Source organism: Mesorhizobium sp. GW821-FHT04C10, from assembly GCF_059420305.1.
Map to the genome: position 1 here is coordinate 6,122,251 of NZ_JBWKTL010000001.1, position 13,063 is coordinate 6,135,313.

13 protein-coding genes are annotated in these 13,063 nt (G+C 60.8%); 4 read left to right on the plus strand and 9 right to left on the minus strand.

The features are described from left to right. Positions 1–40: 40 nt before the first annotated feature. The 5 genes from AC07UC_RS29630 to AC07UC_RS29650 all read right to left on the minus strand — a co-directional run bounded on the left by AC07UC_RS29630 (position 41) and on the right by AC07UC_RS29650 (position 5,490). Entirely contained in the window at positions 41–1,117 is a 1,077-nt protein-coding gene (locus AC07UC_RS29630; RefSeq protein ID WP_140775161.1) for an NAD(P)-dependent alcohol dehydrogenase, read from the minus strand. A gap of 91 nt (positions 1,118–1,208) precedes the next feature. After that, positions 1,209–1,580 (minus strand): MmoB/DmpM family protein, encoded by a 372-nt coding sequence (locus AC07UC_RS29635; RefSeq protein WP_056565037.1) that lies wholly within the window; start codon positions 1,578–1,580, stop codon positions 1,209–1,211. Between the two features lie 17 nt (positions 1,581–1,597). Then, the gene (locus AC07UC_RS29640; protein WP_140775160.1) at positions 1,598–2,656 is read right to left on the minus strand and encodes an aromatic/alkene monooxygenase hydroxylase subunit beta; all 1,059 of its coding nucleotides are present in this window, start codon (positions 2,654–2,656) and stop codon (positions 1,598–1,600) included. Positions 2,657–2,703: 47 nt separating this feature from the next. Further along, on the minus strand, positions 2,704–3,765 hold the full coding sequence (locus tag AC07UC_RS29645; protein WP_140775159.1) for an NADH:ubiquinone reductase (Na(+)-transporting) subunit F: 1,062 nt from the start codon (positions 3,763–3,765) through the stop codon (positions 2,704–2,706). Between the two features lie 51 nt (positions 3,766–3,816). Then, positions 3,817–5,490: an aromatic/alkene/methane monooxygenase hydroxylase/oxygenase subunit alpha gene (locus AC07UC_RS29650; protein ID WP_196772366.1), complete on the minus strand. Its 1,674-nt coding sequence runs from the start codon at positions 5,488–5,490 to the stop codon at positions 3,817–3,819. A 564-nt stretch (positions 5,491–6,054) separates the two neighbouring features. Between AC07UC_RS29650 and AC07UC_RS29655 the strand changes: the two genes are divergently transcribed. The 4 genes from AC07UC_RS29655 to AC07UC_RS29670 are packed head-to-tail and all read left to right on the plus strand — an operon-like array spanning position 6,055 to position 8,195. Further along, the gene (locus tag AC07UC_RS29655; protein WP_494908328.1) at positions 6,055–6,528 is read left to right on the plus strand and encodes a hypothetical protein; all 474 of its coding nucleotides are present in this window, start codon (positions 6,055–6,057) and stop codon (positions 6,526–6,528) included. Next, positions 6,525–6,848: a hypothetical protein gene (locus tag AC07UC_RS29660; RefSeq protein ID WP_494908329.1), complete on the plus strand. Its 324-nt coding sequence runs from the start codon at positions 6,525–6,527 to the stop codon at positions 6,846–6,848. Before AC07UC_RS29655 ends, AC07UC_RS29660 begins: the two co-directional genes overlap by 4 nt. 13 nt (positions 6,849–6,861) lie before the next feature. After that, positions 6,862–7,989: a WD40 repeat domain-containing protein gene (locus AC07UC_RS29665; RefSeq protein WP_494908330.1), complete on the plus strand. Its 1,128-nt coding sequence runs from the start codon at positions 6,862–6,864 to the stop codon at positions 7,987–7,989. A gap of 32 nt (positions 7,990–8,021) precedes the next feature. Next, positions 8,022–8,195, plus strand: a complete 174-nt coding sequence (locus AC07UC_RS29670) for a hypothetical protein (RefSeq protein WP_172351756.1) — start codon at positions 8,022–8,024, stop codon at positions 8,193–8,195. A gap of 198 nt (positions 8,196–8,393) precedes the next feature. Here the strand turns inward: AC07UC_RS29670 and AC07UC_RS29675 are convergent, their stop codons facing one another. From AC07UC_RS29675 to AC07UC_RS29690, 4 genes are all read right to left on the minus strand, one after another. Beyond that, complete coding sequence (locus AC07UC_RS29675) at positions 8,394–9,434, minus strand: AI-2E family transporter (protein ID WP_172351757.1); 1,041 nt, start codon at positions 9,432–9,434, stop codon at positions 8,394–8,396. Positions 9,435–9,690: 256 nt separating this feature from the next. After that, entirely contained in the window at positions 9,691–9,972 is a 282-nt protein-coding gene (locus AC07UC_RS29680; protein WP_140775155.1) for a YMGG-like glycine zipper-containing protein, read from the minus strand. Positions 9,973–10,279: 307 nt separating this feature from the next. Next, positions 10,280–11,524, minus strand: coding sequence for an arginine deiminase (gene arcA, locus AC07UC_RS29685; protein ID WP_172351759.1), 1,245 nt, complete (start codon positions 11,522–11,524; stop codon positions 10,280–10,282). Positions 11,525–11,542: 18 nt separating this feature from the next. Then, complete coding sequence (locus AC07UC_RS29690) at positions 11,543–12,976, minus strand: basic amino acid/polyamine antiporter (RefSeq protein ID WP_140775153.1); 1,434 nt, start codon at positions 12,974–12,976, stop codon at positions 11,543–11,545. Between the last annotated feature and the right edge of the window lie 87 nt (positions 12,977–13,063).

Here is a 13,063-nt window from a genome sequence, read left to right on the forward strand (position 1 = left end):
TTTTCCTCCACGCGAATGGGTTGATTTGAATGGCTGCGGATCAGATTGTGATTGCGACCTTGAGGACGCCGTCGCGCTGGTTTGCGAACAGCTCATAAGCGTCCTCGATCTGGTCGAGTTTGAAGCGGTGCGTGACCAGGCCGCCGAGATCGACCCGGCCTGCCGAGATCACTCCCAGCATTCTGCGCATCCGCTCCTTGCCTCCGGGGCAAAGGGACGTCCGGATGGATTTGTCGCCCAGGCCCGCGGCAAATGCATCGAGCGGAATCTTGAGATCGGAGGAGTAGACGCCGAGGCTGGACAGCACGCCGCCCGGACGCAAGACACGCAGGGCGGACTCGAACGTTGCCTGTGTGCCCAATGCTTCGATCGCGACATCGACGCCGCGCCCGTCCGTCAACCTCATAATGGCGTCGACGGGGTTCTCCTTCTTGAAGTCGACGACGATATCAGCGCCCATCCGGCGGGCCATTTCCAGGCGAGCCGGCACAGTGTCGACGGCGATGATCGTGGTTGCGCCCATGAGCTTTGCGCCAGCGGTCGCGCAGAGACCGATCGGTCCCTGGGCAAATACCGCGACGGTGTCGCCAATCCGGATGCCCCCGGTTTCGGCACCGGCGAAGCCGGTCGACATGATATCCGGGCACATCAGCACCTGCTCGTCGGTGACACCGTCGTCAACCGGCGCCAGATTGGCCATTGCGTCCGGCACGCGGACATATTCGGCCTGGCAGCCGTCAATGGTATTGCCGAACTTCCAGCCGCCGATCGCCTGCCAGCCGTGCTTGGTGCCGGCACCATCCTGAGAACCACAACCGCACAGGCAGGCATGGCTCCAGCCGGAAGGAGTGATCGCGCCGGCGATGACACGCTGACCCTCCTTGAAGCCGCTGACGCCTGATCCGAGCTTCTCGATGATGCCAACGGGCTCGTGGCCAATTGTCAGACCTTTGGCGACCGGATATTCGCCTTTGAGGATATGGACATCGGTTCCGCAAATGGTCGTGGTGGTTACGCGAATAAGCGCGTCCTGAGGACCGATATCGGGAATTGGCTTGTCCTCAAGGACAATGCGCCCTTTCTCGACAAACACCGCGGCTTTCATTTTCGAAGACATTCGTATTTCCTCTGTGGTCCGGCAATTCTCAATCACCTTGCGTAGGCCAGTGCCGGAAAAGCATCCGCTTTTCCGGCACTGGCCTTGGCGGCTATTCGATGTATTCGAACATCTCGTCCATGTTGCCGAACAGGATCACGGTGTTGTCGTCGACACGAACCATGCGGCCGTAATGGGTGGAGGTGTTGACCTCGAAGGTCTCGGCCGACATCTCGCGACCGAGATATTCGCCGATCGCGTCCATCTTGAAGATCAGCTTGCCGTCGCCGTCGATGCGGATCAGTGCCGGCTGATAGGTGATGGTCACCCCAGGCTTCTGGCCCATGAATTCGGCGATGGCACGTGCCTCGACCGAGTCGTTCATGGTGACGCCGCACTGATGCGAAATCGTCTGCTCGAAGGTGATATCCTTCATCGCCTTGAAGATGTTGGAATGCGTTGCGTCGCGTGCAGAAAGTGACATGACGATTTTCTCCTGTTTCAGCGCTTGAGGCCGAGTTCGCCGAGGATCTGGCCAATCCGTTCCTCGGATTTGGCACGGACATCGACGAATGCGACGGGCTTGGAATGCGGCATCGACCAGATCGGCTGCAGGCCGGTGGCTGCCTTGTCGGCGAGTGCGCCGTGCTTCTTGACCCAGCCCTGGAAGAGCTTCTTGTTCGCCGCGCCGTATTTCTCGTCGTTGGCGAGCATGTGGATCAGGTCGATCGTGTTGGCGAGGTTGCGCTCGTAGTCCGCCTCGGCCGCCGAGATCACCGCTGGCGTGATGAAGTCGTGGTTGGCGGCGGCGATCTGCATCAGGAAACCGGAGCGGAACGCCTCGCCGACCAGCGGCTCGAAGACGATGTTGATGGCGAAATACTGCTCGAGATAATCGGTCGCGCCCATGATGGTCTCGACCGCTTCGCGCGTGCCCTGCCAGTTCTTGTCCTCGAGCCAGGCCTTCTTGCCGAGTTCGTCGTCCCAGCCCGGCAGGTCCATGCCGATCTCGGCAAGGTAGAGCGTGATGTCCTGGGCAAGCCGCAGCTTGTAGGACGAGTTGGTCAGCGTCGCGTTGTTGATCATCTGGGTGTAGCCGTAACGCTGCGCCTGCATCAGCGAGGTGCCGAGCCCGAATTCGGCATGTTTCCAGGCGCCGAGCTGCGTCTGCAGGATCTTGACCCAGGCCTTGTCGAAGGTCTTCGGCGCACCCGACTTGCGGGCATTGTTGATGACGCTCTGCACCATCGTCTCGATCTTCGACTGGCGCTGATAGTGGGTGCGCTCCCACTCCTGGTCGGGGGCGCGGAAGGCATGCCAGTTGGAGCTCTGGGCGGCGGTGTTCTGCTTGACATAGGCGCCCTTGCCGTCGGCGAAGGAGATGATCCAGTCCTGGATCAGGTAGCGTTCCGGATCGGGCTGAACGTCGACCGTCATGTCCTCGTAGTGTGTGGCACGCTGGCCTTTCGGCTCGAAGTACCGGTATTTCCGGCTGTCGGAGTCGGCGAAGATCGCGGCACCAGCGGCTCCGGAACCGACTGAACTCGAGGTTGCAGGCATAGTCTCTCTCCCTTGTTGCAGTTGTGGTTGGCTTGGCACGTCCGCCCTCAATGGGCCGGCGTTGCGCCTGCCGATGTGGTGAACTTGTCGAAGAAGATCCGCTCGGTCTCGAAGCCGTTCATGAACAGCACCGGCTGCAGCGCATCGATCATCGGCGGCGGGCCACAGGCATGGACATCGCCCTGCCCGTCGACCGCCAGTTGCTTGAGCTTGGCATCGACACTCTGGTGCACGAAGCCACGCTCGCCTTGCCATTCGGCGTCGTCATTGGCGTGCGACAGCACGGGAATGAAGGTGACGTCGGAATGATTGCCGACCAGCTCGGCGATCCTGTCGAGATAGAACAGGTCGTTGCGGGTGCGGGCGCCGTAGAAGAAATAGACCGGACGTTTCTCGCCGCTCTTCAGGTGGTCGTTGAGGATCGACCAGATCGGCGACATACCCGATCCGGCCCCGACCAGGATCAGCGGTCCTTGCCGTTCGTCGCGGCGGAAGCAGGTTCCGTAGGGTCCGACGACGGTGACTTCGGCTCCGGCCCTGATGCCTCCGGAATCGAGTTCTCCCGAGAACTTTCCTTCGGGGTATTTTTTGATGATGAAGGAGAGTTTTTGGGTTTGGTCCGGCGTATTTGCCATGGAGAACGAGCGCGTAATCGTCTCCCCTTTTTGCGTGGTAACCGTGATGTCGACATATTGTCCCGCCCAAAACTTCATCGGCGAGCCGAGTTCGATCTCGATGCCGCGAATGTCGTGGGTCAGCTGCTCGATGCGAGCAATCCGGCCCTTGTACGTTTTCACGGCGATCGCCTTCGCCAGAATCTCCTCGTCATAGTTGAGAAGCTCGACTTCCAGGTCGGAGTAGGCGATGCAACGGCACAACAGGACGTGCCCGCTTTCCTTCTCCATGTCGTTCAGGGCGAAGGTCGAGTATTTCAGCATGTCGACTTCGCCTTCGAGCAGCACGCTTTTGCAGGCCGAGCACTGCCCTTCCTTGCAGCCGTGCGGCAGCGCGATGCCCTGACGAAACGCGGCGTTGAGCACCGTTTCGCCATTCTCGACATCGAACTCGACACCGACTGGGCTGAGCCTGACCGTGTGGGTTTCCGACATACGGACCTCCAGTGAAAGCAAGGGGCGGGACGAACCCGCCCCCTGGCCTGATCAGTTGCAGGGATTGATGGTGAAGCCGGCCCGGTATTCGGCCAGATGCTTCTCACGGTCCGCGGGCGACATGGCACGCAGGGCGTTGAGCGGCGATCCGAGCGTGTTGCCGCGCACATCGTCAAGCGTCCACATCTCCTTGTCGTCGAAGCGCAGATGCGGTTGCGGAACCAGCGTCTTGCCGTCGGAGCGGACGAAGTTCAGGTCCTTGATGGCATCGGCAAGGTCCCAGCCGTCATAGAGCGTCTCCCATTCGCGCTTGCCGCTGAAACGGCCCATCGCGGGCGTCGGACGGCCCTCATACTCGTCGTTGAAGGCGACCATCGTGGTCCAGCGGTCGAGCTCGTGAGCGAATGTGTAGAGTTCGCCGTTGATCTCGCCGACCACCATGTCCTCGCGGATCAGGCAGGGGACGAGGCAAGACCAGCAGCGGTGCGGATAGACGTAGCCGACGTCGCTGTTGAACAGCAGCACCTTCTCGCCCTTGTGGCTGAGCTTGGCATACCATTTCCAGAAGTCGCCGAACTCGGCGTACCAGCCCGGATACTTGTGCTCGAACCACTCGAAGTCCTTGTCGGTCTGGGCCTCGATGCGCCAGAAATTGACCGGCCAGCCGACCGCGAAGAACTGCCCGACCTTGTGGACGTAGTTCTTCTTGGTGATGCGCTCCCAAGCCGCCTGGACGTCGTCGTGATGGACCTTGATGCCGTATTTCTCGAGCGGCAGCATGTAGGTGCGGTAGTAGTCCTCATAGATCCAGCGGTGCCACATTTCCGCGTAGGACTCCTTGTTCTTGTCGCGGTTGGTGGTGCCGTATTCGATGAAGGTGCCAATGGCGGCATCGACGATCGCGTGGTTCTGCCAGAAGGCGTAACGCAGGTCGCGTTCAAGCAGCAGATGGTTCTCCGGCTCCTTGAGCGCGGCCATCAGCAGCGAATGGCCATTGCCGATATGCCGGCTCTCGTCGGACTGCACCGACAGGAAGACTGTCGGCAGCGCATAGTCACCGTTGCGGGCGGCCTCCGAAGGCATGGCGACGAACAATGTGTTGGTGAAGGCAGTCTCGGCCACCACGGTCAGGTACATGCAGGCGGCGGTCATCGTGTCGCCGGTGATGAAGCCTTCGGCGAACTGCCGGCCGATGGTGGTGGCGTAGCACTTTCCGAAGGCTTCCTCGGTGATGTCGAAGCCGGCCGGATCGATGTAGTTCTCCATGTACCATTTCTTCAGATTCATCTGGATCGTCGAGTGACGGAACTCGTCGATCATCTGCATGGTGAAGCCGGTTCTGAGTTCCTCGCCGGGCGCGATGCGGGCAACCATCGCCATCGAGCGGGCGGCGGAGATTTCCGGAAAGGGAATGATGGCCAGGAAGAGTTTCATCCACTCGACCCAGCGCGGTTCGACGTTGCGGAACATGTCGCCGCGCAATGCCGCGTCGAGCGCGCCATAGACGCGGTTGTCCTTCTCTTCCTGCATCGGGAAATAGGACCGCAAAACCTGCTTCATCGGGTCGCGCGGCGTCTTGTTGATCTTGTAGTCGGTCGGAAACGTCATCGCTTCCTGCACATAGGAAGGATTCCAGCCGAGGTCGGCAATCTTCTTGGTCGCCTCGCCGACGGAGATTCCGCGCTGCGAGGTAATCTTGTTGAGCGTCAGAGACGTCATGGTCATAAGCCTCCACCAGGTTTGAGCCGCGGGTCCCTTGACCCCGGCATGAAGCGGCACAAAACGCCGCCAGTGAGAGTGCGAACGGCATGACAAGGGGTTGCGCATCAGGGCGCGACTCATGGTCCGGCCATTCAAGTGGATCGCGGCAAAGGTTCTTGAGGCGCTTGGCAGAAACCCGCAGCGCCAACCGCATATGCGATGGGCGTATCGAAGCGGAATGTGTCTCTGCTTTCCTCCGTTCCTTCGTTCTTTTGGCACCGCGCCAAGCGCGATGGGCTTCTTATGAGAATGAGCAAAGCAAGCAGCGTGCCAGTTCCAGGCCAGCACTCATGCCCAGGGCTAAAAACAAGATCGCCACCCCTCCGGCGCAAAACCCCGCATCCGAATGTAACGTTTCTTTACATCCGTAACTTACGCCTGTAATATTTGGTATATATTCGCACTTGCAACATATCTAGTTAGCAATTGCAGCAAATATCAAAATCCATATCGCCTGTTTAATTCTTCGTCTTTCTCTACTATTTGAAAGCCACGGCCCATCAACGGGCTTCGCGCTGGAGAAAGACCATGCCGAACAATGAAGACAGAAGCGGGCTGCCCGGACCAATGTCCCGCCATGCCGACGGCGTCGCCGGCGAACTTGTCAAGCTGATGCCGCGCGACCTGGTCTTCGTCATGCGTTTCATGGGCGAGAGCCAGCACCGCCTGCAGGCCCATTTCCAGGACTTCATCCGGGCCGAGCTCACCGCCGGCGGCGTCACCACGGAGACGCATCCGATGATCCATCTGTTCATAGAAAGCCATGCGATCCTGTTGCGGGACTTCGTGTTTTCAGGTGTTTCGCTGACGCGTCAGTTCCGTGTCGAGGAGATCGAGCGCCTGACCGGCGACACGACGTCGATGATCCGCGTCGACATCTGGGACCAGCTCAAAAGCCACATCGAAACGGCCGAAAAGCAGTTCCAGTCGCAGGCCGGCACGCTGCCCAAATTGCTCTCGGCTTTCGAAAAACCACCCGGGCCTTTGGGGAGCGAAAAATGACCAAGGGATCCCAAACGGCCAAGCGTGACGCGCTGCTTGCGCGCCGGCTTGATCTTGTCGCCAGCGTCTCGGCTCTCACAGCGGAAGCGTTGCGGCTCAACCAGAAGCGCGCCGGCATCGAAATGGACGTGCTGCGCCTGGAGCTGGAAATCGGCAGAAGCGGGGCCAGCGCGCAACTGGTGCGGGACTTGCATGATGCAGAGCAAAGCGCGGCGGCAATCATGCAGGCATGCGCGGCGTGCGAGCAACGCATTGTCGCGGCCGAAGGTGATGTCGATGACGTTGATCGCCGGCTTGCCGCAACGACGAACAAGGACTGATGGGAGAGAAAGCATGAACCAGCAGACGATGCAGAACCTGACCTTGTTCGACCTCTTGGCGCGCACCTGGCAACGACCGTCGGCGATCGCGGATCTGCGCTTCAGCGCCGACGGTTCTGCTGTCGCTTTCACTTCGGTGGACGGAACCGTCGCCATTGCCGCGGTCGCGGACAACGAGCCGCCGGAAGCGCGGATCCGGGTGAGCAACGATCTCGGCCAGACGACGATCCGCCCCCGGGAAAAGCCGGCAGTGCCATTGATCGCCACGGCGGCATTCGCCGAGGGCGATGTCCCGCTCACCACCCATCCGCATTCCGGCTTTCTGGTTGGCGCGGCCAGCGGCGAGGTGCTGCATCTGAGCGCCGGCGGTGAAGTCGCGAACCCTCTGGTCAGGATAGACGGGCCGATCGTCGCGATCGACCACAGCGCGAGGGCTGGCACGACAGCCGTCAGCAACGGGCATGATGTCTTCCTCTCGCAGAGCGGAAGCGGCGCCGCGCGACTGGAACGCGATGAGACATCGTCGACGGATTCCCTTGCCTTCTCGCCAGGCGGCCGGCGCCTCGCCTTGGGCCTTGGCGAGGGGCTGTCGATCTGGGCGGTCGAAGGCAACGCGGCCTTGATACGCGATGTTTCGCTCCCGGCACGCCCGGTGTCGATCCGATGGAGCCGTGACGGCACGTGGCTGGCCTGCGGGCTGGAGGCAGGTGGCCTTGGCCTGGTCAGCGTCGCCGATGGCCAAGCTGACATCGTCGAGGAGTTCCCCTCGCCTGTTCGGACCGTGTGCTGGAGCTCGCCGGGAAATGCGCTGTTTGCCTCGGGCGCGTTCCGGATCGCTGGCTGGTCGATGACCGCCCTGCCGGTTGGCGGCGAAACCTCGGGTGCGTTGGAAACGGGTCGCGCCGGGCTGGTTCTGGTCGAGGTGGTGGCGGCGCACCCGGAAAAGAAGCTGATCGCGGCTGGCTACGCCAATGGCCGCATCACCGTCGCCCAGGTCGGCATGCGTGACGAGCTCCTCGTCAGGCCGCTGGGCAGCGCGGTAACCGCGCTTGCCTGGTCGGGCGATGGACGGCATCTGGCGATGGGCGCCGTCGACGGCACCGCCGCGATCGTCACCTTCCCCGCGCAGATGTTCAAATAGCGGACGCTGTCCGCATGACACAGGAGGATGAAATGCAGACCGAACTCACCGCAGAGGACAAAAGCAAGGACGAATTTTTCGAACGGCTTGCCGATCTGTCGGAAGAAATGGTGGCCAAGCACGGCAAGGATTTCAGCATGGGCGCGCTCGTCCTGGCCGCCCGCTGGATCGCCGAGAACCGCGTCGGCAAGCTAAAGACCAATTAGCAATTACAGGAAAGTGTGAAACGGTTTTCCCAGAGGAATTGCGTAAAAACAAATAGTTGGAGCAGTTCGCCGTTTCCATGAAATGGCGAACTGCTCCAGCTTGGGAAAGTGAAGGTCAAGGCGGTGATGTCGACCAGTCCCGCACGACCGGACGGCTTGCCGAAGGCGCATGGCTATCGAGCGCGGTTTTTGCAGGCTTCAAGTTTCATCCCTGTTTGGGATGCGGCCCGGCGGGCCAAGCAATTGAGCGACCCAGCGCGTCGATGGCGATTGCATGCAATAGGTGAGCACTGCGATGGTGATGGGAACGCCTATGAACGCACCGAACACACCCCACAGAAAAGACCAGAAGAATACCGAGAACAAGACCACAAAAGGCGATACCGCCAATGCGTAGCCAGCCACCCGCGGCTCGATGTAGCTGCCGATCGCGAACTGGATGACATTGAGACCGGCAAAGATCGTTATGGCGGCCTGCGGTGAGCCGAATTGCGCCAGGGCATAAAGCGTGGGCAAGGACGTCGCAACGAGCGGGCCTATGAACGGAATATAGTTCAGCGTGAAGGCGATGACGCCCCATTCGGCTGCAAATCTCAGGCCGAAGACGGCTGACAGCGCCCAAACCATCGAGCCCGTTGCAAGGCTCATCAACGTCCTGACCAGCATATAGCGGCGCAACTTCGATGCCGTCTGGACACTTCCATCGATCAGCACGCTCGCGGTGCCGGGGTCTAACGCCGCACGGGCATTGTCAGCGATCGTCTTGGTGTCAAGCAGGCCCAGCAAGACATAGACGACAACCACGATCCAGAACGAGATCATCGTGTTCAGCCGCGCCGTCACGCCTTGCGCTATCCGCACGAGCCAACCCACGTTGAAATGCTCGGCCCATACCCCGGCCACAACGATACCGTGGCCCTCAAGCCAATCGGCAAGCTGGCCGTAAAGCAACTGGAAGCGGGCGCTGTCGGCAATGACCGATCGACCTATGCGGCTAAATCCCCAGGTCGCGGCCGATGCAAACACGAAGAAGCCAAGGACGACGACGCAGACGACAACCGCCAGAGCGAGCAGCTTTGGAAGAAATCGCTGCAAATTCTGTTGCAAAGGCCATACGAGCGCTATCAGGAACAGAGCGCAGGCGACCGGCGCCAGAACCGAGGCTGCGGTGTAGAGCGCTGTCACCACGGCGATTATCGCCAGGATGCAGATAGGTGCGACAAGCGCTCGTTCTGTCATGATATGATTTCGGACCTCGCGTGCAGCGATTGCATCGCAGACACTTCTAGAACATCGCTGGAAACAGGCAGACTTTCGGAGCAACGACACAAGACAGCACTATCATACCATGACATTTGCTGCCGAAAGCCTGCAAATATAGCGTTATCCGGATCAATTCCGACGGGTCGAAATCGCGGCAGTATCAATTGCCGCCATGGCGAAGGAGAAGAGGGGCAGGATGCGATGATGCTCCGGCCCCAGTTCCACTGTGCGTTCAGCAACGCTTCGTGACGGGCCGTCCGTTGCGGTCACGTATCTTGTGGCCCCACCGGTCGCGAGCCCAGCATTCGCGAGGCGCCGTGGCGGCGCCGACGACGGCACCCGTGCCTCCGCCGATTGCCGCGCCCACGAGCGCCCCACGACTACCATTGGCAAGGCCGCCTATAACCGCACCAGTGCCTGCGCCGGCCAAGGCCGTGCCTGCGGTCCGCTGTTCAGTAGCCGTGCATCCTGACGCCAGTACGGCCAACACAGCAGCAAAAGCAATCTTGCGCATTCTCTATTCTCCGAACGATTTCACATAGCTCTGAATTAGAGCTATCATATTGAATTATTTACCAATTAAACAGGAGGCACATGAGCGGGAAATCCAAAAAATGTGTCCTCCGTCTCTGATTCATCTGGCTCCAGCTCAAGCCCGAAACGATGGGATCGTGGGCACGCCAGAGGCCGCCCGATGACGACCCGCGCACTTATGGATTGACAGGATGCCGCTGCGGCCTCTTGGGCACGGGGAGTGTCGAGGTGGGGCCATGTTCCCACCTCGATCGGCTCAACAACGTCCGCGCCTTGGTCCTTGACGGTCAATAATCGACGGCGTCGCGGATGATCGGACAGGTCATGCAGTGACCGCCGCCACGTCCACGCCCGAGTTCGGCGCCGGTGATGGTGATGACCTCGATGCCTTCCTTGCGAAGCAGCGTGTTGGTGTAGGTATTGCGGTCATAGGCGAACACCACGCCTGGCGAGGCACAGACAAGGTTAGCGCCGCTGTCCCACTGGGTGCGCTCACGCATGTAATCGTTGCCGCCGGTTTGAACGACGCGCATCTTCTTGAGACCAAGCGCATCGCGCACCGTCTCGACGAAACTGCCCTTGTCCTTGTGGAGTTCGACGCCGCCCTTCCCGTCGGGGCGATAGGAGAATGCATCGATGCCATCGACGATGTCCGGATACAGCAGGACGCAGTCACGATCGGCAAAGGTGAACACCGTGTCGAGGTGCATCGCCGCGCGCAGCTTGGGCATTGCCGCCACGATCACACGCTCGGCAGCTCCTTTCTCGAACAGGGCCGCCGCCACCTGGCTGATGGCCTGGCGCGAGGTGCGCTCGCTCATGCCGATAAGCACGTTGCCCTTGCCGATCGGCATGACGTCTCCGCCCTCGAATGTGGCAAGTCCCCAGTCCTGGGTCGGGTCACCCCACCAGACATTGACCTTGCCGGCGAAGTCGGGGTGGAACTTGTATATCGAGGTGGTGAGGATGGTCTCCTCGTGGCGCGCGGGCCAGTACAGGGCGTTCAGCGTCACACCGCCATAGATCCAGCAGGTGGTATCGCGGGTATAGAGCGTGTTCGGCAGCGGGGGCAGCAGATATTCGTTGACGCCGGCGGCGTCACGGATCAGCGCCAGTTGTTCGCCGCCGATGCTTTCCGGGAATTCGAAGGTCGACAGCCCGCCGATCAGCGTCTCGGCGAGTTCGCGATTGGAGAGGCCCTCTAGATAGGAACGGACCTCGTCGATCAGGCCGAGGCCGACCTGGTTCGGGACGACCTGCTGGTCGAGGATCCACTTCTTGGCTTCCGGGATGGCGACCGTCTCGGCCAGCAGATTGTGCATCTCGACCACCTCGACGCCCCTGTCGCGCATCTTGGTCATGAAGTCGAAATGATCGCGCTTGGCATTGTCCACCCAGAGCACGTCGTCGAAGAGGAGAGCGTCACAATTGCTGGGTGTCAGTCGCTGGTGGGCCCGGCCGGGGGCGCACACCATGACCTTGCGCAACTGACCAACCTCGGAATGAACGCCGAATGGAGTATTGTTTGTCATGACCTTCCTGCCTTCTGTTCAAGGTGCGATGGCGCCTGTCAGCAGCCCGTAGGCTCCGATCAGGCCAGCGATGAGCGTCACGGCGAACACGAAAAGTTCGGCGAGCGTGAACAGCTGCAATTTCTGCTCGCGCCGCGCCCAGACATAGAGGATGGTTCCAGGCACGAAGAGGACGGCGACAAGCAGCACGTATTTGAGCCCGGCGGCGACGAACATGAAGATCGTATAGATCGCCGCGATCCAGGCGAAGATCTGGTCGCGGCCGCGCTGATCCGGCGTCTTTTCATAGCCAACGCCGCTGCGGGCGAGCAGGATGCCGTAGCCGGCCACCAGCAGGTAGGGCAGCAGCGCGGTGACGCTCGTCATGTCGAGCATGAAGTTGAACGCATCCCGGGACCAGTAGGTGGAGATCACGAAGAGCGACACGACGATGTTGGTCAGCCAGAGCGCGTTGGCGGGAACCCTGTTGCCATTCTGCGCCGCGAAGAGCTTTGGCATGTCCTGCGACTTTGCCGCCGCGAACAGCACCTCGGCGCAGATGAGGGACCAGGCCAGATAGGCGCCGAGCACCGAGACCAGAACGCCGATCGAGATGAAGACCGCACCCCAGTGACCGACGACCGCCTCGAGAACGCCGGCCATCGACGGCTGCTGGACACCGGCGATGGCTGATTGCGGCAGTGCCGCGTAGGGCAGCAGCGTGACCGCCACCATCAGGCCGGTGACGCCGACGAAGCCGAGGATCGTCGCCGTGCCGACGTCGGAACGCACCTTGGCAAAGCGGGAATAGACGCTGGCGCCCTCGATGCCAAGGAAGACGAAGACCGTGATCAGCATCGTGTCGCGCACCTGGGCGATCAGGGACTTCGGCGGCATGTCCAGCCCGCCGAAGAAATTCTCGCGGAACTGCCCGAAATGGAAGAAGAAGATCAGGAGCAGGATGAAGACCAGGATCGGCACGATCTTGGCGATCGTCACGATGGTGTTGATGAAGGTCGCCTGCTCGACGCCGCGAAGGATCATGAAGTGGAAAGCCCAGATGCCGATCAGCGACACGATGATCGCGATGGCGCTGCTGCCGTCTCCAAATATCCCGGGAAAGAACCGCCCCAGCGTCGAGCCGATGAGCACCCAATAGAAGACGTTGCCCAGGCAACTGCCAAGCCAATAGCCGAAGGCGGACAGGAAGCCCATGTAGTTGCCGAAGCCGGCCTTGGCATAGGCGAAGACGCCTGAGTCGATGTCTGGCCTCTTCTCGGCCAACGCCTGGAACACCCGCGCCAGCATGTACATGCCGGTTCCCGCAATGGCCCAGGCGATGATCGCGCCGAACGGACCTGTCGCGGTCGCGAACCGGCCAGGCAGATTGAAAATGCCCGCGCCGACCATCGATCCCACAACCATGCTGGTCAGCGCAAACAGCGAAAGCTTCTGATTATCGTTTGAAGCCATAGACCTCTCTCCTGGCTGCGCGAACCAGAGTTCGCGATCGGACGCCTCGCCGACACGTCTCGATCCAGCAAGGTTATGTATGATCAG

Coding starts and splice junctions, on each gene's coding strand:
- AC07UC_RS29680 (WP_140775155.1), bottom strand. CDS start 9,972: ATGCGCAAGATTGCTTTTGCTGCTGTGTTGGCCGTACTGGCGTCAGGA.
- AC07UC_RS29655 (WP_494908328.1), top strand. CDS start 6,055: ATGCCGAACAATGAAGACAGAAGCGGGCTGCCCGGACCAATGTCCCGC.
- AC07UC_RS29635 (WP_056565037.1), bottom strand. CDS start 1,580: ATGTCACTTTCTGCACGCGACGCAACGCATTCCAACATCTTCAAGGCG.
- arcA (WP_172351759.1), bottom strand. CDS start 11,524: ATGACAAACAATACTCCATTCGGCGTTCATTCCGAGGTTGGTCAGTTG.
- AC07UC_RS29675 (WP_172351757.1), bottom strand. CDS start 9,434: ATGACAGAACGAGCGCTTGTCGCACCTATCTGCATCCTGGCGATAATC.
- AC07UC_RS29670 (WP_172351756.1), top strand. CDS start 8,022: ATGCAGACCGAACTCACCGCAGAGGACAAAAGCAAGGACGAATTTTTC.
- AC07UC_RS29630 (WP_140775161.1), bottom strand. CDS start 1,117: ATGTCTTCGAAAATGAAAGCCGCGGTGTTTGTCGAGAAAGGGCGCATT.
- AC07UC_RS29650 (WP_196772366.1), bottom strand. CDS start 5,490: ATGACCATGACGTCTCTGACGCTCAACAAGATTACCTCGCAGCGCGGA.
- AC07UC_RS29660 (WP_494908329.1), top strand. CDS start 6,525: ATGACCAAGGGATCCCAAACGGCCAAGCGTGACGCGCTGCTTGCGCGC.
- AC07UC_RS29645 (WP_140775159.1), bottom strand. CDS start 3,765: ATGTCGGAAACCCACACGGTCAGGCTCAGCCCAGTCGGTGTCGAGTTC.
- AC07UC_RS29640 (WP_140775160.1), bottom strand. CDS start 2,656: ATGCCTGCAACCTCGAGTTCAGTCGGTTCCGGAGCCGCTGGTGCCGCG.
- AC07UC_RS29690 (WP_140775153.1), bottom strand. CDS start 12,976: ATGGCTTCAAACGATAATCAGAAGCTTTCGCTGTTTGCGCTGACCAGC.
- AC07UC_RS29665 (WP_494908330.1), top strand. CDS start 6,862: ATGAACCAGCAGACGATGCAGAACCTGACCTTGTTCGACCTCTTGGCG.